The organism is Nocardia miyunensis NBRC 108239 (assembly GCF_001613065.1).
Classification (GTDB): Bacteria; Actinomycetota; Actinomycetes; order Mycobacteriales; family Mycobacteriaceae; genus Nocardia; species Nocardia miyunensis.
This window is the reverse complement of record NZ_BDBQ01000091.1, coordinates 21189-43981: the sequence shown is the minus strand read 5'-3', so window position 1 is coordinate 43981 and position 22793 is coordinate 21189. Positions and strand designations below refer to the sequence as shown.

General features: G+C 65.4%; 22 protein-coding genes. 11 read left to right on the top strand and 11 right to left on the bottom strand.

Annotation, left to right across the window (positions count from 1 at the left end; translation table 11 throughout):
- Positions 1-54 precede the first annotated feature (54 nt).
- Positions 55-714 carry a hypothetical protein gene (locus tag NM2_RS36245; protein WP_245718372.1) on the top strand — a complete coding sequence of 220 codons (660 nt, stop codon included), beginning with the start codon at positions 55-57 and terminating at the stop codon, positions 712-714.
- Positions 715-856: 142 nt separating this feature from the next.
- Here the strand turns inward: NM2_RS36245 and NM2_RS36240 are convergent, their stop codons facing one another.
- The 10 genes from NM2_RS36240 to NM2_RS36195 form a co-directional block, all read right to left on the bottom strand.
- Entirely contained in the window at positions 857-1693 is an 837-nt protein-coding gene (locus tag NM2_RS36240) for an alpha/beta fold hydrolase (protein ID WP_067678796.1), read from the bottom strand.
- A 257-nt stretch (positions 1694-1950) separates the two neighbouring features.
- On the bottom strand, positions 1951-2208 hold the full coding sequence (locus tag NM2_RS36235) for a cytochrome C oxidase subunit IV family protein (RefSeq protein WP_067678793.1): 258 nt from the start codon (positions 2206-2208) through the stop codon (positions 1951-1953).
- Entirely contained in the window at positions 2205-2735 is a 531-nt protein-coding gene (locus NM2_RS36230) for a cytochrome c oxidase subunit 3 (RefSeq protein WP_245718371.1), read from the bottom strand. The genes NM2_RS36235 and NM2_RS36230 overlap by 4 nt, the downstream gene beginning before the upstream one ends.
- A gap of 62 nt (positions 2736-2797) precedes the next feature.
- Positions 2798-3550: a hypothetical protein gene (locus NM2_RS36225; protein ID WP_067678787.1), complete on the bottom strand. Its 753-nt coding sequence runs from the start codon at positions 3548-3550 to the stop codon at positions 2798-2800.
- Positions 3551-3598: 48 nt separating this feature from the next.
- On the bottom strand, positions 3599-4402 hold the full coding sequence (locus NM2_RS36220; RefSeq protein WP_157121554.1) for a crotonase/enoyl-CoA hydratase family protein: 804 nt from the start codon (positions 4400-4402) through the stop codon (positions 3599-3601).
- 38 nt (positions 4403-4440) lie between these two features.
- Positions 4441-5211 carry an SDR family NAD(P)-dependent oxidoreductase gene (locus NM2_RS36215; RefSeq protein ID WP_067678779.1) on the bottom strand — a complete coding sequence of 257 codons (771 nt, stop codon included), beginning with the start codon at positions 5209-5211 and terminating at the stop codon, positions 4441-4443.
- A gap of 21 nt (positions 5212-5232) precedes the next feature.
- Complete coding sequence (locus NM2_RS36210; RefSeq protein WP_067678776.1) at positions 5233-6378, bottom strand: thiolase family protein; 1146 nt, start codon at positions 6376-6378, stop codon at positions 5233-5235.
- Between the two features lie 35 nt (positions 6379-6413).
- On the bottom strand, positions 6414-7625 hold the full coding sequence (locus NM2_RS36205; RefSeq protein ID WP_067678773.1) for an acetyl-CoA acetyltransferase: 1212 nt from the start codon (positions 7623-7625) through the stop codon (positions 6414-6416).
- A 1-nt stretch (position 7626) separates the two neighbouring features.
- Entirely contained in the window at positions 7627-9057 is a 1431-nt protein-coding gene (locus tag NM2_RS36200) for an OB-fold domain-containing protein (RefSeq protein ID WP_040819928.1), read from the bottom strand.
- Positions 9058-9302: 245 nt separating this feature from the next.
- On the bottom strand, positions 9303-10556 hold the full coding sequence (locus tag NM2_RS36195) for a TetR-type transcription factor C-terminal domain-containing protein (protein WP_067678770.1): 1254 nt from the start codon (positions 10554-10556) through the stop codon (positions 9303-9305).
- Between the two features lie 359 nt (positions 10557-10915).
- Between NM2_RS36195 and NM2_RS36190 the strand changes: the two genes are divergently transcribed.
- From NM2_RS36190 to NM2_RS36160, 7 genes are read left to right on the top strand one after another with little or no spacing between them, the layout of a single operon-like run.
- Positions 10916-12154 carry a CaiB/BaiF CoA transferase family protein gene (locus NM2_RS36190; RefSeq protein ID WP_084531922.1) on the top strand — a complete coding sequence of 413 codons (1239 nt, stop codon included), beginning with the start codon at positions 10916-10918 and terminating at the stop codon, positions 12152-12154.
- 37 nt (positions 12155-12191) lie between these two features.
- Positions 12192-13340 carry an acyl-CoA dehydrogenase family protein gene (locus tag NM2_RS36185; RefSeq protein ID WP_067678767.1) on the top strand — a complete coding sequence of 383 codons (1149 nt, stop codon included), beginning with the start codon at positions 12192-12194 and terminating at the stop codon, positions 13338-13340.
- 60 nt (positions 13341-13400) lie between these two features.
- On the top strand, positions 13401-14381 hold the full coding sequence (locus tag NM2_RS36180) for a hydroxymethylglutaryl-CoA lyase (protein WP_067678764.1): 981 nt from the start codon (positions 13401-13403) through the stop codon (positions 14379-14381).
- Positions 14378-15640, top strand: a complete 1263-nt coding sequence (locus NM2_RS36175; protein WP_067678762.1) for an acyl-CoA dehydrogenase family protein — start codon at positions 14378-14380, stop codon at positions 15638-15640. Before NM2_RS36180 ends, NM2_RS36175 begins: the two co-directional genes overlap by 4 nt.
- Entirely contained in the window at positions 15640-16158 is a 519-nt protein-coding gene (locus NM2_RS36170; RefSeq protein ID WP_281182662.1) for an FAS1-like dehydratase domain-containing protein, read from the top strand. Before NM2_RS36175 ends, NM2_RS36170 begins: the two co-directional genes overlap by 1 nt.
- Positions 16159-16167: 9 nt before the next feature.
- Positions 16168-16602: a MaoC/PaaZ C-terminal domain-containing protein gene (locus tag NM2_RS36165; RefSeq protein WP_067678756.1), complete on the top strand. Its 435-nt coding sequence runs from the start codon at positions 16168-16170 to the stop codon at positions 16600-16602.
- A gap of 32 nt (positions 16603-16634) precedes the next feature.
- Positions 16635-17402 carry an SDR family NAD(P)-dependent oxidoreductase gene (locus tag NM2_RS36160; RefSeq protein WP_067678753.1) on the top strand — a complete coding sequence of 256 codons (768 nt, stop codon included), beginning with the start codon at positions 16635-16637 and terminating at the stop codon, positions 17400-17402.
- Positions 17403-17454: 52 nt separating this feature from the next.
- Here NM2_RS36160 and NM2_RS36155 read toward each other — a convergent pair whose 3' ends face one another.
- On the bottom strand, positions 17455-18585 hold the full coding sequence (locus NM2_RS36155) for an acyl-CoA dehydrogenase family protein (protein ID WP_067678750.1): 1131 nt from the start codon (positions 18583-18585) through the stop codon (positions 17455-17457).
- A 213-nt stretch (positions 18586-18798) separates the two neighbouring features.
- Here NM2_RS36155 and NM2_RS36150 point away from each other — a divergent pair, with 213 nt between their 5' ends.
- The 3 genes from NM2_RS36150 to NM2_RS36140 are packed head-to-tail and all read left to right on the top strand — an operon-like array spanning position 18799 to position 22690.
- On the top strand, positions 18799-19260 hold the full coding sequence (locus NM2_RS36150) for a nuclear transport factor 2 family protein (protein WP_169816300.1): 462 nt from the start codon (positions 18799-18801) through the stop codon (positions 19258-19260).
- Positions 19257-20510 (top strand): cytochrome P450, encoded by a 1254-nt coding sequence (locus NM2_RS36145; protein WP_067678747.1) that lies wholly within the window; start codon positions 19257-19259, stop codon positions 20508-20510. The genes NM2_RS36150 and NM2_RS36145 overlap by 4 nt, the downstream gene beginning before the upstream one ends.
- Before the next feature lie 50 nt (positions 20511-20560).
- Positions 20561-22690: an acetate--CoA ligase family protein gene (locus NM2_RS36140; RefSeq protein WP_084531921.1), complete on the top strand. Its 2130-nt coding sequence runs from the start codon at positions 20561-20563 to the stop codon at positions 22688-22690.
- Positions 22691-22793: the final 103 nt, after the last annotated feature.

The following is a 22793-nucleotide window of genomic DNA, read 5'->3' as shown; positions in this document are numbered from 1 at the left end:
CGGACTGACAGCGAACGACCGTCGACCCGCCCGTTAGTAGGAAGAGCAGGAAGAATGACCCAGAAAACAGCACTGTTCGAAGACAAGCCCGGCCCCGACGCGCCGGCCGACACCGATTCGCCGCAGCACAAGCGCGGATCCGCGGCCGTTGGCGCGGTCGTCCGCAGGGGACAGAGCGTCGGTGAAGCCGCCATCAAACTGAAGACGATCGTGTCCGCGGCGGTGGCCGCCGCGGTCGTCATCGCCCTGGGCGTGCTCGGCTGGCAGCTGCACTCCACATCGAACGATCTCGATCACCTGCACGCCGGCATGGCCGCCCAGGCCCATGCCGAGCAGGTGGCCCTGGACTATGCCACCGGCGCCGCGCAGATGGACTTTCACGACCTGGCCTCGTGGCGCGGCCGGTTGACCATGGGCACGAGCCCGGAGCTGTCCACCCGCCTGTCCCAGGCGGGCACCTCCATGGAGCAGATCATCACGCCGCTGCAGTGGGTGTCGACGGCCGCACCGGTCGCCGCCCAGGTCACCTCGGAGTCGAACGGGGCGTACTCGGTCGACTGCTTCGTCAACGTGCTTACCAAGAACAGTCAGGCACCTGACGGCATCCAATCCACGGCCACCTACAAACTGACCGTCGACAGTCACAAAAACTGGCTCATCACCGACATCGGCGGCATCGACTCGGCCCTGACGCCAGGCAAGGCACCGAGGTAAAGCACGTCGCACCCGATGTTACGGCCGTCGCTGCGTATGTTCCCGAAATCGACGGCAAATTCGGCCGCTTCCGGAAGGAATAGCTTCCGTGAAACAAGTTCGACACAGACCCTAGAGGTATGGTCGGCAGCGGGACGTCGGCTTACCGCACATGGCGGTCGAGGAACTCGATCAACGCACCGCCGAACATATCGTTGCGGTCGCCGGCGACCATGTGCGCGGCCCCGGCGACCTCGACGTATTCGGCAGTCGGGACGACCGCTCGGAAAGCGGCCACATTCTCCGCACGCACGATTTCGCTGCGATCGCCGCGGATGAGCAAAATCGGCGCCCGCACATTTCCGAGGGCCTGCTCGAGTCTTTCTTCGCTGATGTTTCGCGGGCTCGTTTCCTCGCCGAGCATTCGCGGGTCCCAGTGCCAGTAATAGCGGCCGTTATCTCGGCGTCTCAGATTCTTTCGCAAGCCGGTGGTGTCCGCGGGCCGTGGACGATGCGGAAGGTATCCGGCGACCGCCTCGGCGGCGTGCTCGACGGAGGTGAAGCCGTCTTGGTCGGCCAGCATGAAGGACATGATCGCCGCCTTACCGGCTTCGTCCGATCGGGGTACGACGTCGACCAGGACCAGCGCGGTGCATTCGACGGCTGGCGACTCGCCGGCCGCAATGATGCTGGCGAGTCCTCCGAGCGAGGCGCCGACGAGCGCCGCGGGCCGGGTCAGGCACTGTACGGCCCGGCGGATATCTTCGGCATAGGCATCTATGGAGTAATTGCCATCGGCAGCCCAATCGCTGTCGCCGTGGCCGCGCAGGTCGAGTGACAGCACGAGATATCCGGCGGCGGTCAGTGTAGCGGCAACACCGCCCCAGGCGGATCGGGTCTGACCTCCGCCGTGGAGAAGGACAACCAGTGGGTCATCCCACCGGCCGGTGAGCTCCGCGGCCAATTCAACGCCATCGGCACCGGTGAAACGGAGAGTCATTGCTTCGGCTCCTGTCAGTATTGAGGGCTCGGCCGTATCGGATGGCTTGGAGACGGTAGTGCTCCCTGGCGCCTACCGCAAGCTAACCTAATACAGATTAGATATAGAGTCAAAGTAGTAATCTGTCGCTCAAGGCCCCTGGCCTGCATCGATGCGTGTCAGTGGCGTGCTGTTATGTTGAGCTCTTTCAGTGAAGCTCATTGATGCCTGTGAAATTTGGCATAGATTTTGAACTTGGACCGTGACTGCTGGCAGCTTCACGCGGCGAGGTAGACGCTGACGATCAGCGCGCAGGTGAGCATGACGTATGCCTCGAACGCCGCCTGAAGGCAAGCAGGGGCATTGCGCAACTCCATGAAGTACAGCCCGATGAGGCGCACCTTCGCGAACGCGACGACGATGACCGCGAGCGAGGTGACCGTGCCCCCCGCCTCGACGCCGAGTGTCCACGAGAGCGCGGTCGCGGCGACGAGCAGGAGCCAAATGCGGATCCCGGGGATTCTGAGCGCCTTCACCGGACGAGGTAGACGAGCGGGAAGATGACGATCCAGAGCAAGTCCACGAGATGCCAGAAACAGGCGCATCCCTCGGCGAACGATATTCCGTGCGAGCTGAGCCGGTGTGCGCGCCCGGCGAGTGACCGCAGAAAGATCAGTACACCCATGCCGAGCACCAGATGAAACAGGTGCAGACCCGTCACCAGAAAGTAGAACAGGAAGAAATCGTTTTCGCGGGGAGTGTGATTGTGCGCGATCGCGTGATAGTACTCGAACACCTTCACAGTCGCGAATGCGACGCCGCATGTCATCGCGCCGAATACCAGGCGCGAGGCCACCGGCGGATCGGCCGCGCGGACCGCTCGCATCGCGAGTACGACCAGCAGGGAACTGGTGAGAAGGATAAGCGTGTTCACCGCGCCTGCATCGACACTCAGCGCGCGTTGTGAGCGCGCGAAGAGGTCCGGATCCTTCGCTCGGTATCCGAGGTAGACAACGAATAGGAAGCCGAAGACGATCAGGTCACCACCGATGAATACCCACACGCCCGCCTCCGCCGGAAGTCGGCGCTCCCGACCGGCTCGTCTGCCGGGGATGACGGTGTCTCTCATTCGATGAACAGGCCCGGGCGTGTGCGGGGCCTGGCTGCCTGGGCGCTCTCCGCGCCGGGAGTGGTGGCCTGGGCGGAGATCGCGCCCAGCGTGACCACGGTGGTGCCGATGAGCCATACGAAGAACGCGACCAGTGATAGCCACCAGGAGAACAAGCCGTTCCAGGCCAACGGACCGTGGGTGAAGAAGACATCGAGACAGGCCGGGCAGTACAGCAACCCGCACCAGAGGCAGAAGAAGCCGTACCAGCGCGGGAAGATCGGAACGGTACGGCGGTCGGATAGGACCGCGACGCCGATGACGATGTTCTGGACGAAGATTGCGTAGATGATTCCGGTGAACGGCAGCCAGCCCATGTCATTCAGCATCTGGATCGACTCGTCGGAGCGCTGTGGGCGGTACGCTGCGACCTCGAAATAGTAGAGGGCGGGGATGAATGCAACAGGAAGTGTGGCGCCGAGTCCGAGCTGGGCGTAGGTGAGTGGTGAGTGGCGGCCCTCGATGCGCCTGAGCTGTACTGAGATCGCGGCGACGAAGGGTACCCAGAAGACCAGGCCGAACATGCTCAGGACCATGCCGAGACGAATGGCGTTCGCATGGCCACGGTAGAATGTTGCGACCTCCGCAGCGCTCTTGGCCGGATCGGGTGGCGGGATATACCGTGCGACCACGCCGTACCCGATGAAGAACAAGAGCGCGAAAAGCGGACCGCTCCAGGCACACAGCCGTTGCGAAAAGGTGTTGTGCATGACGCCTCCTGAGCGAATGATTCGCGGCATGAGCCACCGGGTGGAGTATCAGCGACCGGTCCAGTGCGGTATCCGCTTTTCAGCGAAGGCACGAGGTCCTTCCTGGGCATCCTCGGAATGCCGAAGCGCCGAGTACTCCAGTTCGGTCAGCTTCCAGTCCGCGGATTCGCTATTGGACAGGCCGTCGACGATATGCCTGGCGATCCGCTTACTCGCTTGAACAGCGAGCGGTGCGTTGGCGCCGATCGTTCGAGCAAGCTGGAGCGCACGTTCGAGCACCTCGCCCGGTGGGGCAACGTAGTTCACCAGACCGAGTTCGAGGGCGCGCTGCGCGGAAATGGGCTCGCCCGTGCAGATCAGCTCGAGCGCGAGCTTCTGAGGGATCTGACGAGGCAGGCGGAACAGCCCGCCGGCGCCGGCGATCATGCCACGCCGTACTTCCGGCAGCCCCAGCGCGGCCTCGCTGGAAATAACCGCGATATCACTGGCCAGCACGAGTTCGGTACCACCGCCGAGCGCGGCGCCATTGACCGCAGCGATGGTGGGCTTGGAAATGTAGTGTGAGACGTATCCGGCGAATCCCCATGCTGCCCGTGGTCCCTCGGTAGGGACGATGATCTCGCCGCGGGCGATGGCCCTGAGGTCTGCCCCGGCACAAAATGCCTTGTCGCCCGCTCCGGTGAGAACGACAACCCGAATGCTGGGATCGTTGTCCGCGACTTCCATCGCATCGCCGATCGCCTGATTAACGGCTGCATCGACGGCATTGCGCGCGGCGGGGCGGTTGATCGTGATCACCAGAGTGTGCTGATCGCGGGTCACGGTAACCGAGTCGGAGGTGAGGCTGGACAACGTAATTCCAATCGCAGGTGTTCGCGGGATGTCTTCGGCTACTTGAGCCCGAAACGCTGGGCGCCGTCGATGCGGATGGTTTCGCCGTTGATGTAGTCGTTTCCGATCAGGAAGGACACAAGATCGGCGTACTCACTGGGTCGGCCCATCCGCTTAGGGAAGGGAACCGCACGGCCCCACGTCTGCTCGGCCTGCTCCTCGTCGAGCTGGAATGCCGGCGTGAAGAACGTTCCGGGGGCGATCGTCACGACGCGGACACCCACCGCGGAAAGGTCGCGCGCCGCGACCAGCCCCAGACCGACCACGCCGCCTTTGGCCGCGCTGTAGTCGGACTGTCCCACTTGACCTTCGAACGCCGCGATGCTGGCCGTATCGACGACAAGGCCGCGCACCCCGGACTCGAGCGGCTCGAGAGCAGCCATCGCGGCGGCGGACTGGCGCAGGACGTTGAACGTGCCGGAGAGGTAGATCGCGACGGTTCGGTCGAAGAGTTCCTGTGGCATCGGAGTGCCGTCCCTGCTCAGGATGCGTTGCTGAGCAACGGGTCCGCCGTGCGCGTTGACGGTCACCCGGAGCTCACCGAGCTCGGCCGCAGCGGCGATGGCGGCGGCGACGGATGCGTCATCGGTCACGTCGGTCCGGACGAAGGTCGCGGCGTTTCCCAGATCGGCGGCGAGCTTCTCGCCCTTCTCCTGTGCGAGGTCGGCGATGACCACCCGGGCGCCGTCCGCCACGAGGCGCCGGACTGTTGCTTCGCCGAGACCGCCCGCACCGCCGGTGACGATTGCGGCCTTACCGCTGATATCCACTGCGTTTCTCCTATGTCCTGGTCAAAGTAGTTCGAAGATCGTCGCGTTCGCCTGGCCGCCGCCCTCACACATCGATTGCAGGCCGTAGCGAATGCCGTTGTCCCGCATGTGGTGCAGCAAGGTGGTGGCCAGTCGCGCACCCGAACCGCCCGCGGGATGACCGAGCGCGATGGCGCCGCCGAGCGGGTTCAGCACAGCGTGATCGGCTGCCAGGTCGCTGGCCCAGGCGAGCGGCACCGGGGCGAACGCTTCATTGATTTCGAAGGCGCCGATGTCTCGGAGCCTGAGGCCACTTATTTTGAGCGCCTTCTGGGTGGCGGGTATCGGTCCGGTCAACATGATCATCGGGTCGGAGCCGGTGACCACCGCTGTGTGTATCCGTGCCATGGGGCGCAGACCGTGCTTGCGGGCAAGGTCACTGGTGGTGAGGAGCAGCGCCGCGGCGCCGTCGGAGATTTGAGACGAGTTGCCGGCGTGGATCACTCCGTGCTCAACGAATGCCGGCGTGAGCTTGGCGAGGGTCTCGAGAGTCCCGCCGCGGCGGATGCCCTCGTCGCGTTCGACGACACCGTCCGGGGTCTCGACCGCAACGATCTGAACATCGAACGCCCCGGAATCCTGGGCCGCGGCCGCGCGCGCATGTGACCGCAACGAGTACTCGTCGAGCTGCGTGCGACTCAGATCCCAGGTGCGCGCGACGGTTTCGGCGCCGACGCCCTGGTGCGCGGTGCGCCCGTACCGGCTCTGCCAGCCCTGTCCGGCATAAGGGTCTCCGCCGAGGGTGAAGGCGAGTCCCATGGTGATTCGTGACATGGACTCGACACCGCCGGCCACCGCGAAGTCGTATTGGCCGGCGATGACGCCGGCAGCGGCGAAGTGGATGGCCTGCTGGGACGAACCACATTGGCGGTCGATCGTCACTCCGGGGACGTGCTCGGGCCAGCCCGCGGACAGCAGGGCGGTGCGGGCGATGTCACCGGTCTGCTCGCCGACCTGACCCACGCATCCCCAGACGACGTCACTGACGAATGCCGGATCGAGGCCGGTCCGCTCGGTCAGCGCCCGCAGCGTCGCCGCGCTCAGATCGGCGGGGTGGACGTGTGCAAGTCCGCCATTCCTGCGTCCGACCGGTGTTCGAACTGCATCGATGACAACAGCATCAGGCATTGGGTTGCCTCCGTGGGGCGGGACCGTGTGAGAGGTCAGGAGTTGGGTTCGGTGCCGACCAGCGACACGAAGGAAACACATTCGCCCGGGCCACCGCCCAGGTTGTGGGTGAGGCCGATCGTCTTGCCCGCGGCCGTCGTGCCGATGCGCCGGTCCTGCGGCGCCTCGCCGCGCAGTTGGAGCCAGCATTCGAACAGCATCCGGAGCCCGCTGGCGCCGACCGGGTGACCGAAGGCCTTCAAACCACCGTCGGGGTTGACCGGCAGGTCCCCGTCGAGATCGAATGCGCCGTCGAGCACGGCCTTCCACGCGGTGCCGCGCTCGGCGAATCCGAGATCCTCCATCAAGACCAGTTCGGTGACGGTGAAACAGTCGTGCACTTCGGCCATGGCGATCTCGGCGCGGGGGTCCCGGATGCCCGCTTCCTTATAGGCGTTGCGCGCCGAGCTGACGACCTCCGGGAACGAGGTGAAGTCGTATGCGGGATCGACGTTGCCGTCCGCGGCGCCGGATACGAAGGACAGTGCCTTGACATAGAGAGGTTTGTCGATGTACAAATGCGCGTCCTCGGCCCGGACCACGATCGCGGCCGCGGCGCCGTCCGAGACCCCCGAGCAGTCGAACACGCCGAGCTGGCCGGCCACCAGCGGCGAGCGGGAGATGGTCTCGGTGGAGACCTCTTTTCGAAACTGCGCTCGGGAGTTGCGGGCGCCATTGTGATGGTTCTTCCACGCGATACGGGTCAGGACGTCCTTGAGTTCGCCCGAATCCACGCCGTACTTCTCAGCGTAGGCGGGACCGAGGAGGCTGAAATTCGCGGGGGCAGTGGTGGTTCCGAGTGTGCCGCCGGTGCCGTCGGAGGGGATCGAGTGTCTCAGCAGGCCCGAGAATCCCGAGTCCTTGAGCTTTTCCACACCGACCGCCATCGCCATGTCGTATGCGCCGCTCGCGACGGCATAGCAAGCGTTTCGCAGCGCCTCCGAGCCGGTCGCGCACATGTTCTCGACGCGGCTGACCGGCTTGTCGCGAAGACGCAACGGCCGGCTGAGGGTGAGGCCGGATACGCCGGACATATAGGTGCCCAGCCAGAACGCGTCGACGTCAGCCAGGGCGACCCCAGCGCTGGCTGTGGTCGAGGTGACAGCTTCGATCAGCATGTCGTCGGCCGAGCGATCCCAGTGTTCTCCGAAGTTGGTGCAGCCCATGCCGATAATGGCGACCCGGTCGCAGATGCCGTGTGCAGGCATGTCAATTCTCCTCCAGCCGCCCGCGCGCCGGGCGGGCCTTCCAGAAATAGTTGTGGACGCCGTTGGTTGTCGTCAGCCGGCGGAAGGTCATCTCCACTGGATCGCCGATCGACACCGTCTCGCCGCCGTCGGTGAGCTCACAGCGGAAGCGCCCGCCCCCGTCGAAGTCGACGACGACCGCAACCATCGGCGGGCTCGGTGTGTAGGCGAGCCGGTCGACGGTGTAAGTGGCTACGCGCGCAGGCGTGTCGGCCATCGGCTCGGCATGCATCTGGTCGGTGGCGCCACATTGATAGCAGACGCGGACGGGCGGCAGGTGGACCGTCCGGCATTGTTCGCAGCGTGACCCGTGGAAGCCGTACTTCCAGCTTTCCGATCGGTGGCTCGGCGGCCCTGCCGGGGGCTCGGGCTCGGGGCGGCGGGGAGGTTCGCGAACCAGCATTCCGCGCCAGGACAGGAACGTCGCATAGCTCAACGTGTCGTCGCCGTCGGCTACCTGCTGGGCCACGGTCGGAACGGTGGGCCGCCGCACCCCCAGGGCGTCGGTTGTGCGCAGGATCAGCGTGGACGCCCCGTCGGCGAGCAGGACCAGCGCGATGGTCTGACGGCCGACGGCGCGGTCGAGTACGTCGCTGAGCAGGATGCCGGGTTGCGCGGTTCCGGCATTGCCGATCATCTGGGTCAGATCGGGAGTCACAGTGTTGTGTGCGACTCCGCTCGCGGCGATGAACTGCCGCACCGCCCTGGGCGATAAACCGCATACGATCAAGTGGTCCACGGTGTCGGCCGTGATATTCGCTTGCTTGAGGGCCGCGGTGAACGACTCTATGGCAAGTGGCGTGTATAGATGCTCGCCGAAGCGCTCCTCCCAGACTCGCGATGCCGTGGCGCCCGGGGTCCGCCAGCGGTCGAGGAACTCGTCGGTGACTGACGCGCAGGTGACCAGGTCGGCGAGTACGGGTGCGTCGGGAGAACCGCGACCGAACAGGAGGGCCGCCGCGGCGTCGCCGCCCTGCATTTCGTCTGCGCTCCCGGGGCGACCGGTCCGGACGTCGCTGAGTACGGCGAGGGCGCCGTCGGCCGTATCCGCGGCGGCCAGCAGCGCGCCCAGCGCTGAGCGCGGCGCACCGCCGACATCGACGGCGAGGGTGCTTCGCGGCAGGCTCAGCGCGGCATGGATGACCGCGGCATTGGTCTTGTCGAGGTACGCGGGACTGGAGGTCGCGAAGTAGATCCGGCTGGGCCAGGCGGCGTGCGGAAGACCGCGTAAAGCCACGCGCCCGGCCTCCACTGCCATCGACGTCGAATCCTCATCGTAGGAGGCCACAGCCCGCGTTCCGGCGGGCCGCCGCTCGCCGAGAACCGCCCCGATCTCGCTGAGTCGCAGACGGTGGTGCGGGATGTGGGCCCCATAGGCGATCAAACCGGTCACGCACAGCTCCCTATATTGCCGGGGTAGATAACATTGATTCTAATCTAATTCAGGTTAGGAATCAATGTATTGCCGAGCATTGGTACGTTGTCGGCTTCCGTGGTTTCGCCCTTCGGGCGTGTCGGTGTCCGTGGTCTGGTCACCGCTGCCCTGCGATGGGAAATCGCCTGTCTGCCAGTTGATCTCTGCTGACAGCTGCTGGGATGACGGAGGCGGGCCGACGGGGTTCATCACGACGCGCGAACCTACGCGGGGGCCGCCATACCGTCCAAAATAAGTGCCGACAACTGTGCACTCAGTTGCTCAGGGGTCAGATTGCCGTCCGGCCGGTACCATTCGACAGCCCAGTTCACGGCGCCGGTGAGCAGCATCGTCACCACCGAGCTGTCCAGATCACCGCGGACTTCACCGGATGTGATGGCGGCCTGGAGCAGCTCACGCAAGTAGTCCAGATAGGCGCGCTGCTGATTGACGGTCTGTTCGCGCACAGCCTCCGGTACCTGACCGAGGATCCGAACCAGCGCGGAGGTATACACGCTGCTGCGCAACACCGACAGCAGATGAGCCGTGATGACGGTGGACAGCCGGTCCAGGGCCGAGGTGCCGGCGGGCAGTGCGGCGACGCTCTCCCGGGCAAGATCGTCCGTCCGTCTCCACGCGGCCAGCAACAATTCGACGACCAAGTGCTCGCGCGAGTTGAAGTAGTAATACATGCTGCCGGTCTGGATGCCCGCCGCGGCGGCCACGTCGGCGAGTCTCGTTCCGGCATAGCCGTTTTCACGGAACACCTTGGCCGCACCGTCCAAGATCCGGATGGCGCCATCGGACATCCGATCGCCGGTGTCGTTGCGATGGCTCACGGCGCCTGCCGCTGTGGACACTGCGGTGAGTGCGCCATCGATCGTGCGCGAACCGGGGTGATCGGTGGCGAGGCCCTCGAGAAACAGCGCCTCGAATTGCCGTCTGAGCTCGGTCACCGGCAGCCTGTCACGGCGGGGCCGGAACCAGTCGGGCACCGAATTCATCGATCCGAGCAGGAGCATGCGCAATGCCGAGCTGTCGAGCTCGGCGCGGATCTCCCCGGAATCGTGCGCGTTGTTGACGAGCGCGCGCCAGAACATGCCGTATTCACGCTGTTCGTGTAAGCGCCGCTTACGGATCTCCTCGGGAACCTGCCCGATGATCCTGATCGTCGCCGCCGTGTAGTCGCCGATCTCCAGCACCGAGTCCAGGTGCGCCGCGGTCGCTTCGCGGAGGCGGTCGAGATCGGAAGCATCCTCCGGCAGCGCGGCGACACGTCGCCGCACGAATCCGCTCGTGCGTTCCTGGCCGACGCGCAGCACCTCCTCCACGAGTTCCTCGCGAGACGGGAAGTGGTAGTACAGGCTGCCGGCCTGAGTGCCCGCCGCCTTTGCCACGTCGGAGAGGCGAGTTCCCGCGTATCCCTTGGCGCGGAATGTGCGGGCGGCGGAGTCGAGGATCCGCGCCCGCGTAGCCATTCCCTTTTTGTCCGGTATGCCTCGTTTTCTACCCACGAATCCTCCGAGTCCGTTTCGGCGCGCAAGTCCCGACTTACACATCGAATCTATATCGGATGAGGCAGGCGTAGCGACTCGCCCGCTGCGGGTGCCGCCCTGCACCGGCGGTTCACGTTTGCGGGCGCGGCGGGCTTGCGAACGTCGTGGGCAGCTGTGATGTGTCCGGCAGGCGCTAATCGGCGGTCTGCGCGGGCCGTACGCGCCGCCCATCCGCTTGACTGCGTCGGCGTTCCCTACTACTGTTAACTCTAATCTGAATTAGGTTAGAATATATTCAGTCTCATCTTTCCTCGGTCTGAGGAGCTCTGGAGGAGAAGGACATGATCAGGCTCTTGGCCGGCATTCGCGTCCTCGAATGTGCAATGTTGCCGACCGGTGATCAGACGAGTCGCTTGCTCGGCGACCTCGGCGCGGATGTGATCAAGATCGAGCGTCCGGGCACGGGCGACTATCTGCGCGAACTCGGGGACCGCATCACGCCGCAGAACAGCGTCTTCCATCTGTTGTGCAATCGCAACAAGCGCAGCGTGGAACTGGACCTGCGCAGCGATGAGGGTCGCAAGATCTTCTACGAGCTGCTTGCGACCGCGGACGTCTTCGTCGACGGTTTCGCGGGTGATGCCTGCGAGAAGCTCGGGATCGGATACCAGGCGCAGCGAGCCGCAAAGCCCGACATCATCTACTGCCAGGCCAGTGGATTCGGCGCCCGCGGCGACTACAGCCAGATCCCGGTGCACGGCTACATGATGGGTGCGGTCGCCGGACAGTCTCCCTTGGAGGTTTCGGACGAGGGGGTAGTCACCGAGGTGATCGCCCCCGAGGGCCAATACTTCTCCGGTTCGATCGACGGGCCCCTGTCGACCGCGCTCTATGCCGCGCTGACGACTGCGGCGGCGTTGCGTCATCGGCACCAGACCGGCGAGGGCAGCTACATCGATGCCGCCGGTGCGGACGCGGTACTGGCAAACCAGTGCCTGGACGCGGTTCTCGCCTGGAACGGCGAGCGAATCACCGACCGGCGCAATCCGCCGCCTCCGGTCGGGCTGGATCCGCGTAAGCGCCCCAAGTACACCTACTATCAGACCAAGGACGCGAAGGTGGTGCTGCTTGCGGCCATCGAGCACAAGTTCTGGGACAACTTCTGCCGGGCCGTCGATCGTCCGGACCTGATCGACGTGAAGAACACGACTTTCGCCGTCGACTTCGCGGACGGTGGAAAGGCCGATCTGCTGGACGAGCTCATCCCGATTTTCCGGTCGCGAACATCCGCGGAGTGGATGGACATCGCAAGGCTCTACGACATCCCGTTGTGCCCGGCGAACTCCAAGGTCGGCACGCTCGGCGATGTCCATCTGGGTGCGCGCGAGATCGTGCACCACTCCGAGCATCCGGTGGCCGGCTCATATACCAGCACCGGATGGCCCGCGCCCGTCAGTGGTCAACCGTTCGATATCGCGCGTCCGGCGCCATCGCTCGGCGAACATACCGCCGAGATTTTGAACCAGCTCGGTTACAGCGCACAGGACATCAACGGTCTGCACGAGCGCGGGATCGTCTGATGCCAGCCGCGCCGCGCAGGAATGGGATCGGGATCCGATGAAACGCACCCTGTTCGAGGACGAGCACGAGATGTTCCGGGAGAGCTTTCGCCGGTTCCTGGACAAGGAAGTCGTTCCGCACCATCTGGACTGGGAGCGGGCCGGCATCGTGCCTCGTGAGCTCTTCACTGCGGCAGGCACACACGGTTTCCTCGGAATGGCGGTGCCCGCGGCGTACGGAGGTGGCGGTGTCACCGATTTCCGGTACAACTATGTCATCCACGAGGAGGTTCAGGCCGCCGGCGTGAACGCCTCGGGGCTCGGCCTCTCGCTGCACAACGACACCGGTGTCCAATACCTGCTCGACTGTGGCAGCGCCGAGCAGCACCAGCGCTGGCTGCCCAAGGCTGTGACGGGTGAGCTCATCACCGCCATCGCCATGACCGAGCCCGGTACGGGCTCGGATCTCGGCGCAGTGCGCACGACCGCCATCCGCGATGGGGACAGCTACATAATCAACGGCTCGAAGACGTTCATCACCAACGGGATCAACGCCGACCTGGTGATCGTCGTCGCCAAGACGGATCCGTCGAAGCGCACGTCCGGCCTGAGCCTCATTGTCGTGGAACGCTCGCACGAGGGTTTCACCCGCGGGCGCAGGCTCGAGAAGATCGGGATGCACGCGCAGGACACGGCCGAGCTGTTCTTCGACAACGTCCGCGTTCCGGTCGCGAACCTCCTGGGTGCGGAGGGAGCCGGATTCGGTCACCTGACTCGCAACCTCCCGCAGGAACGGCTGGCGATCGCCACCATCAGCGTCGCTGCCGCCCGGGCCGCGCTCGTCATGACACTGGGCTACGCCAAGGAACGCAAAGCCTTCGGCGCGCCGATCGGCTCGTTCCAGAACAGCCGGTTCGCCCTGGCCGAGATGCACTCCGAGATTCTGATCGCGACGACATTCGTCGATCAATGCGTGCTCGCGCACAACGCAGGTGAGCTCAGCGCCGAGGAGGCCGCCGCCGCCAAATGGTGGTGCAGCGATTTGCAGAACCGCGTCGTCGACAGTTGTCTGCAACTGCACGGCGGCTATGGCTACATGACCGAATACCCGATCTCGCGGGCGTTTGTCGACGCCCGCGTTCAGCGGATCTATGGCGGGACGAACGAAATCATGAAAGAGATCATCGGCCGTTCCCTCGGAGTGTGACCGACGCCAGCGGGTGCGACGGCGTATGCGGCGCCCGGGGAGAAGAGTGGAGAGACGAACATGGTGATGCTGACGCCGAGCCGGTTCACTGCAGCGGGTCTGCCGGAGTCGGTGACGATCTACGAGGTCGGCCCCCGAGACGGCTTGCAGAACGAAAAAGGGGTGATCCCGACCGCTGCCAAGATCGAGTTTATCGAGCGGCTCGGCGCCGCGGGTCTTCGAACGATCGAGGCGGCCGGTTTCGTCCACCCCGTGCGGGTTCCGCAACTGGCCGACGCCGAGGCGGTCATCGATGGCCTCGACCTGGACGCCGATGTGCGCTACCCGGCCCTGGTCCCCACCGTCAGCGGGCTGACGCGCGCGCTCGGGCGGGGCGTTCGCGATATCGCCGTGTTCGGCAGTGCCACCGAGACGTTCTCGCAACGCAACCTCGGGCGCTCGATCGACGAGTCGCTGGAGATGTTCGCGCCGGTTGTGGCTAAGGCGCGGGAGGCAGACGCGAGCGTGCGCGGCTATGTGTCGATGTGCTGCGGAGACCCCTGGGAGGGGGAGGTGCCGATCGCCGCGGTGGTCGACGTCGCCGTTCGCATGATGGGGCTCGGCTGCACCCAGCTGTCCCTGGGCGACACGATCGGTGCGGGGACTCCCGGCCATGTGACCGCCCTGATCGAAGCGCTCGTCGAGGCCGGAATCGATATCGGCTCGATCGCGGTGCACTTTCACGACACGTACGGTCAGGCGCTTGTCAATGTGCTGGCGGCTCTCCGGGCCGGAGTCCGGACTATCGACAGCTCGGCAGGGGGTCTAGGCGGATGTCCGTTCGCGGAGAGCTCGGCCGGTAACCTCGCCACCGAGGATCTCGTGTGGATGCTGCACGGCCTGGGCATCGAGACGGGCGTCGACCTGCACCGCCTCGTGGCAACGAGCGTCTGGATGGCCGAGCGCCTGGGCAGGCCGAGCGTTTCGCGCACGGTGCAGGCCCTGGCCGCAGAGGTACAAGCGCCGATTTCCGAGTCGACATCCGTGACGGCTGACCGATGACGAGCCTCGACGTGCCGCTGCACGAACTTCGACGAGAACTTCGAACGTGGATCGCCGAGAATGCTCCGGAGGGACTGGCCGATCTGATCGACTGGCGCCTTCGGGCGGACCTGCCGGGGTCGGTCGCGAGCCTGCAGAGCGAGCAGGAGCTGGCTCGGGCGCAGGAGCATCCGCTCTTCCTCGAGTGGGAGCGGCGTAATCGCGATGCCCGTTTGGTCTGTCCGGCCTGGCCGGAAGAATATGGCGGTCGCGGCTGGGAAGCGCCGCAGATGACGATCCTGGACGAGGAGTTCTCTCGGGCCGGACTGCCCCGGATCGACCGGGTGCAGGGCGAGTCGATGGTCGGTCCGTCGATCATCCTGCACGGCACCGACGAGCAGAAGGCATACTATCTGCCGCGAATCATCTCCGGTGAGCATCGATACTGCCAAGGCTTCTCGGAGCCGGGTTCGGGATCGGACCTCGCATCCGCGAAAACGCGCGGGATCGTGCACGACGATCACGTGACGATCAGCGGCCAGAAGGTGTGGACGTCCCGATTCGCCACAGCGAACATGATCTTCGTGTTGTGCCGCACCGACCCGGCCGCGGCGAAACACCGCGGACTCTCGTATGTGATCACCGAGTTCACTCCGGGATCGAACGGGATTCAAGCCCGTCCGATCCGTCAGATCACCGGGGCCGAGGAGTTCGCCGAGGTCTTCTTCGACGGAACGGTCGCGCCGCTGTCCGGCGTGATCGGCGGCTTGGGAAACGGCTGGCGTGTCGTTCAGTCCACGCTGGGCTTCGAACGGGCCGCCGCCGGACGCGCGACGACCATGCTGCTGCAGGCGCGCGAACGAGAACTCGATCAGTTGATCGCCTTCGCCCGCCGGACCGGACGGCACCGGGATCCGGCGGTGCGACGCGATCTCGCATGGGCGAAAACACAGGTCACGATCATGCGGAGCAGTTGGCTGCGGACGGTGGCTGAAGTGGCCGCGGGAAAAAATCCGGGGCCGCAAATGTCGACATGGAAACTCGCGTGGAGCGAGTACCACCTCCGGCTGGGCGCGATCGCCCTGGATATCGCGGGTCCCGGTGCGATGGTTCGGCCGCAGGGGCCGGGCTACACGGTCGATCAATGGCAGGACGTTTTTCTGGCCGCCCATTCCGGGACGATCTACGCGGGCACGAGCGAAGTGCAGCGCAACATCATCGGCGAGAACTCGCTGGGCTTGCCTCGGGAGCCCAAGTTTCAGGAAGGTGGGCGCACATAGTGGCGGAAGTGGACGACTCGAAACCGGACGAGCCGACCGGGAGCACTTTTCTTTTCCCGGTCGAGTCAGGGCACATTATGATGTTCGCCCGGGCACTCGGTGACGATAGCCCGATCTATCGCGACGACAGTGACGAACTCACGCGTCGGCGCGGAGGCATCACCGCCCCGCCGACCTTCGTGGCGGGTGCGGCGCAATTCGACCCCGACTGGCCTTATCGCCCGCAGCCCGGCGTGCGGTGGCACGGATCGGGCGCCGGTCCGGGCACGGCGCCACCCTCATCCGGCGCGGGCACGAGCATGCAGGCCGAACAGCATTACCAGTACCACCTGCCGGTGCGCCCGGGTGATGTTCTCCGGAGCGAACGGTCGGCGGGCAGGACGTGGGAGAAGGACAGCAAGCGAGCCGGAAGGCTGAAATTCTCCGAGGAGATCACCCGCTTCGTCAACCAGCGTGGTGAACTCGCGGTGACCGCGCGCCGGGTACGGGTCATCACCGAGCATCCGGTCGAGAACTGAGGCACCGACATGTCGAACAACATTGCCGAACTGGCCGTCGGAGACTGGCACGAAGCGCCGGTCGTCCAGGATCTCTCACGGACGCAGATTGTCATGTACGCGGGTGTGTCCGGCGATTTCAACCCGTTGCACAGCGATGAGGTCTACGCGAGGGAAGTCGCCGGATACCCCTCGGTGATTGCGCATGGTCAGCTGACCATGGGGCTCACCGCCAAGCTCGTGACCGATTGGATCGTCGACGGCGAATTCACCGATTTCGGCGTGCGTTTTCAGCGTCAAGTATGGCCGGGGGACACCTTGACCGCCAAGGCCACGGTGACCGCGGTCGCGGTCGTCGACGGCCGAACCTCGGTTGATCTCGAGTTGTCGACCGTCAATCAGAAGGGCGAGCCGGTGGTGTCCGGCTACGCGCGCGTGCGCGAATGTCCGCGCGAATGGCATTGAATACCGGCGGATCAGCGAGGCGAAGGAACAACATGGAAGAGAATGTCGCAAACCCTCTCGGTGAGCGCACGGTCCTCGTCGCCGGTGGAAGCGGAGGTATCGGATCGGCGATTTGCCGTGCCCTGGCACGGGATGGGTTCGATATCGCGCTGACCTACCACCGCAACTCCGAGGCGGCGGAGAAGACGGCCGACGCGATCCGTGACCTGGGAGCCAAGGCATGGGTGCATCAGCTCGATCTGACCGATGCCACCGCTACCCGCGCCTTGGTGCGGAGTCTGCCGCGGCTCGACTCAGTGGTCTATGCGGCAGGCCCGCAAATCCCGATGCGTTACACAGCCCAGATCGAGCCCGAACTGTTTGCCGAACAGCTGCGGCGTGACGCCGTAGCTTGTTTCAACCTGCTGCAACCCGCAGTCGAACCTCTGCGTGCGAGCCGGGGCACGATCGTTTGCCTGGTCACCACCGCCCTGCTCCGCTACGCCACCCGCGATCTTCTGTCGGCGGCCCCCAAAGGTGCCGTTGAGCAGGTTGTGCGGGCAATCGCCGCCGAGGAGGGCAAGAACGGAATTCGGGCCAACTGCGTCGGCGTCGGCGTGATCGAGGCCGGACTTCTGGACGACCTGATCGCCAGCGGTGAGTACGACGAACGTGCCCTGGAGGCGGCCAAACGCGCGACGCCGTTACGGCGCTTCGGTTCGGCCGACGAATTGGCCGATGCGGTGGCATTTCTCGCGGGACCGAAGGCGTCCTATGTCACCGGACAGACCCTGCGCGTGGACGGCGGATACTCCGTCTGAGTCTGACGGACTCGTGCTCCCGCGAGCGGGGTCGAGGGAGCACGAGTCGGTTTCACAACCCGATGCCGGAGGCCACCAGGTCCTGGTGGTGTCCGATCCCGCCGAGAAGAGCCTCCGAGCCTCGTGCTCGCTTCAGGTAGAGGTGCGCGTCATGTTCCCAGGTGAATCCGATCCCGCCGTGGATCTGGATGCAGTCGCTCGCCGCCCGGGAGAACACTTCGGAGCAATGAGCCCGGGCCAACGCGGAGGCAAGCGGCAGCTCGATATCGTCCGCGGCCGCGGACATGGCGTAATAGGACGCGGATCGCGCCGATTCGACGCCGAGCAGCATATCGGCGCACCGGTGCTTGACCGCCTGAAAGCTGCCGATCGGACGGCCGAACTGCTGCCGCACCTTGGCGTACTCGACGGACATGTCCAAGCACCGGGCGGCTCCACCGACCTGCTCGGATGCCAGGGCGACCGCGGCCAGTTGCAGGGTCCGCTCGAGTGCGGGCCCGCCGGCGCCCTCGCCGCCGAGGAGCCGGGCAGGCGTCTCGTCGAATGTCACCGTTGCGAGTTTCCTGGTCTGGTCGAGGGTGGGCATTACCGCCCGAGTCATCCCGGGCGCATCCTCGCAGTCCACGATGAACAGCGAGATGCCCTCGCGGCCGGCGCTGCCCGGCACCCGTGCGGAGGCGACGAGGGTGTGCGCGGTGTGACCGTCGACGACCATCGTCTTGGCACCCGAGAGCCGGTACCGGTCACCGTCGGCGACGGCCTCGGTCGCGACGGCCTCGGGCGCCCAGGTGTCGGTGCCCTCCGCGAACGCGAGCGCACCGCGGACCTCACCCGCGGCAATGCCCGGAAGCAATGTCTGTCGCTGCTCCTCGTCGCCCGCGACGAGGATCGCGTTCGCGGCCAATACCACGGACGAGAGAAACGGCACGCACAACAGCGCGCGGCCCATCTCCTCGAGAACCAGGCCCAGCTCCACCACGGTAAAGCCCATACCGCCGTACGCCTCGGGGATGTGCAGGGACTGCAGGCCGAGCTCCTTGCCCATTTGGTCCCAGACGCCCGTATCGAAGCCGCTGTCGGACTCCATCAGCCGGCGGACCTCGGTGATCGGCGACTTCTCCTCGCAGAATCGTCGAACCAACCGCTGCAGCTCCCGCTGCTCGTCTGTGGGTGCGAAGGTCACGACTGTCCTCTCTGGGAGCGCGGCCGGGCCGACGGCCTCGGTCGAGCACCGCTTCGTCATATCTAACTTTAAGCAGAGTATCTCAGCAAGATCTACACATCTAGTGGGCTGTTCCATTGACTAGTGTTCAAAATCTGTGTAGAAAATTATGCATCAGGTTCGCGCTTCCCCACATCGAGTGGGTGGTTTCGCAAGTCTCAAAGGTGGTCGCCAATGCCGGTGATGGACAAGGTCGAGATCGTCCGAAGGTTCACCGACGGCCTGCGAGTGGGCGATATCGGCGCGTGCCTGGAGTTGCTCGACGACGCCAGCGTGTTCTCCGAGACGCCCAGCCTGCCCTTCGGGGGCGACTACATCGGCCCGCAGGGATTTCGCCGGATGCTCCGTGCGGTCAGCCAGGACTTCTCGGTGGAGCTGGAACCACCGGAGATCGCCGACGGCGACGACTGTGTCGCCGTCGCGGTCCACGGCACATTCACCTCCCGCGCGACAGGCCGGAGTATGCCGGTGGATGCCGTCGACATATACCGCCTACGCGGCGACAAGATCATCCGCGTCGACGTGTACTACAAGGACCCTCACGCGCTGAGCGAACTGTGCCGCGAGCACGAATCGCCGGCCGAAAGAGGGCAGGCGAATTCTTATACCTCCAACGATCGAGGCGAACTCCAGTGAGTGATCAGCAGACCGGAAATGCCACCCGCGGTTGCACAGCGATGCAAGCATTGGGCCGGGACTACGACCATTACGATCCGGACTTCGCGCTGGATCCTCACCGGGAGTATGCGGCGTTGCGCGCCACCTGCCCGGTGGCGCACACAGACAACTACGGCGGCTTCTATGTGCTGTCGAAGTTCGACGACGTCTCCACGGTCCTGCACGATGCCGCGACCTTCTCTTCCTGGCCTGCGGACACCCCGGCGACTCCCGGCCACACTCGTCCCCTCATTCCGCTCGAGGTCGATCCACCCGATCACCGCCGCTACCGCACGATCGTCGACCCGCTGTTCAGGCCGAAGGCGATCGAGCACATCGCGGCGTCGGTGCGCGAGTACGCCACAGAACTGGTCGACGGAATGCTGGCCAAGCGCGAATTCGATTTCATGGCCGAGTTCGCGCAGCCGTATCCGAGCGCGGTATTTCTCCGGCTGGTAGGCCTCGACTTCAGCGTCGAGCAGCGTGACCAGTTGTGCGACTGGGCCGGAACGATTCTGCATACGACAACCAAGGGCGCCGAGCACGGTGACGTCGAAGCGCAGACGGCGGCCCGGCTCGGCGCGGGCAAGGCATTGCACAACTTCCTGCGCGCCTTGCTCGACGAGCGTTTGCAGAAGCCCGGCGATGACATCATCTCGGTGCTCATCAATGCCGAGATGCCCGGTCAGCGGAAGCTGGAATACCGCGAGATCCTGAACTTCGCGTACGTTCTGGTGCTCGCGGGCCTCGACACCGTCACGACCGCCATCGGCTTCAGCTTCCTTCACCTGGCGCGCCGGCCGGACCTACAGGACCAGCTCGCCGCGGATCCCTCGCTCATCCCCGGCGCGATCGAGGAGCTGCTGCGATATGAGCCGATCGTGCACGCCAGCCGAACCGTCATGGAGCGCAAGGTCATCAATGGTGTGGAGCTGCAGCCGGGCGATCGGGTGGTGCTGCCGTTGGCGTCGGCTCACCGCGACGAGGACGCCTACCCCGACGCGGATCAGATCCTCATCGACCGGCACGTGGACAAGTCGATGGTCTTCGGTGCGGGCAGTCATCGGTGCCTCGGTTCGCATCTCGCTCGCCTGGAGTTGACGATCGCGTTCGAGGAGATATTCCGCCGCATCCCGCGTTTCTCGCTTCCGCCGAACGCCGAGCTCTCCGCACACGGCGGCCAGACCAGGAGCCTGTCGGTCCTCCCGTTCCGCACCTGGCGGGATTGACGGGCGTTTCCACGACCTCGGGCAATACATGCACAGGAAGGCACAGTTACATGACGGTTGAGCAGACCACGCTCCCCACGCACCCCGACCAGGACATCGCGCCGCTGCGTGCGGACGTCGTGAGGTATTTCCTCGAGCCGCAGTCGGTTGCGGTGGTCGGCGTATCCACCAGCTCGGCTCAGGCATACAAGGCCGGCGGCCGGGCCGTTCTCGATCATCTCGGGGTGTACGGCTACGGGGGCACTGTCACCGTCATCCATCCGACGGCCACGACGGTGGAGGGACGGCCCGCGTTGCCGTCGCTCGCCGCGATGGACTCCGCGCCCGATGTCGTCGTCATCGCCGTGCCGGCGGCGGCGGTTCTCGGTGTGCTCGAGGATTGCGCGGCTGTCGGTGCGCGCCAGGTGCTGATCCTGACCGCGGGGTTCGCCGATATGGGCGAGGCCGGACACGAGCTGGAGCGCTCGTTGCTGAGCTTTGCCAGGGACAACGGGATCAACGTCGTCGGTCCCAACAGCACCGGCCTGGTGAACGTTCGCACCGGCCTGGCGATGAGCATGACCTCAGTGCTGACCGAGGGGGAACCCATTCCCGCCGGTCGGATCGCTGTGATCGCGCAGAGCGGAGCGATCGGCAGCACGATCGTCGAACGCGCCCGCAACGCCGGGGTGGGTATCTCCCATATTGTCAGCACCGGTAACCAGCGCGATATGGATATCCCGGACTTCATCTCGTACTTCGCCGGCCTTCCCGAGGTGGACACCGTCGCGCTGTACATGGAATCGATTCGCGACGGACGGCGCTTCGCTGCGGCGGTCAAAGAACTCGACATCGCCGGGAAGCGGCTGATCACCTACCTCGGTGGACGCTCCGCCGCGGGCGAGCGAGCCGCGGCCAGCCACACCGGCAAGATCATCGGGCGGGGAGCGCTCGAGTTCGGCCTGCTGCGCGCTCTCGGAGTGACCGTTGTCGATGATCCCGACGATCTCTGGGTTCTGGGCGCGATGCGGAACTACGGCCGGGAATTTCCGCGTCAGTGGGGCATGGTCGCGTACTCGGGTGGCATGGCGGTGCTGGCTACCGAGCAGCTGTCGGCCGCGGGCGTCGAATTTCCGAAGCTCGGCTCGGAAACGGCGGATCGACTCGCGGCCGTACTGCCGAACTTCGCCACGTTCCCCAATCCCCTCGACGTCGGGCCGGGGTCGATGCCCGTCGATTTCGGCGGCTATCTGGCCGCAGTGGCCGATGACCCGGCGGTGCAGGCCCTGTGCGTTCCGTTGCCCATGGGCGCCAGGGGATGGAACGGCCAGAGCGTCAAGGACATCCTCGATGTGGGTAGCCGGACGGGCAAGCCGTTCGTCGTGCTCTGGTACGGCGGGACCGCCGTCAAAGAACATATCCAGGAGCTGCGCGCGGGAGGGGTCCTGGTAGCGGAGGGGCCGACGGATTTGGGTCGGGTGGTCCGTGCGCTGCTCGGTCCCGAACGGGTTATCCAGGCGCCGTCCCACGAGACGCCTGTGCCGTCATCGACCGCGTCTGCCGCAGTCGGGGGTGCGCCCGCACTGCAACTGCTGGCCGACCACGGTCTGAACATCGCGCCGATGACGGTGAGTGTGGGCGTCGAACCGACGGCTGATGCGGCTGATGCGCTCGGCTATCCCGTCGTGGTCAAGTCCGCCGATGACGACATCACGCATCGGACCGAACTCGGCCTTGTCGCAGTGAACCTCTCGGGTCGTGAGGCCGTCACCGCGGCGGTCGCCCGAATGACGCAGGCGCAGCCGCGCCCGGACGGCACTGCGGCGAGCTGGTTGGTGCAGAAGATGATCCGGGGCGGAGTGGAGTTGGTGCTGACCGTCCGTGACGCGGACAGTCTCGGCGTGTTCGGCAGTGTCGGGGTCGGTGGTGCGGCCGTCGAGGTGCTGCGCGATATCGAGCAGGTGCCGCTGCCGTGCGACTTGCCGACTCTGCGCAAGGCGTTGGCACGGCTGGCGATGGCGGAGCTGTTCGCGGGGTTCCGGGGGAGCGATCCGCTCGACGAAGAGTGGATCCTGGCCACGCTCAACGGAATGGGTGAGCTGCTGCGGTCCCAGGGATTGACGGAAATCGAGGTGAATCCGGCGATCGTCAGCGCGGACGGTGGGACGATCATCGATGCCCTGTTTATCCGCTCGAATTAGCGTAACCGCAACGGAACAGCGCTTGTCAGACTATCAAATTCTTGTTAGATTTAGAATACGTCAGGACCACTTTCCGCGCCTGTGCTCGCCGTCTGGACGAGGC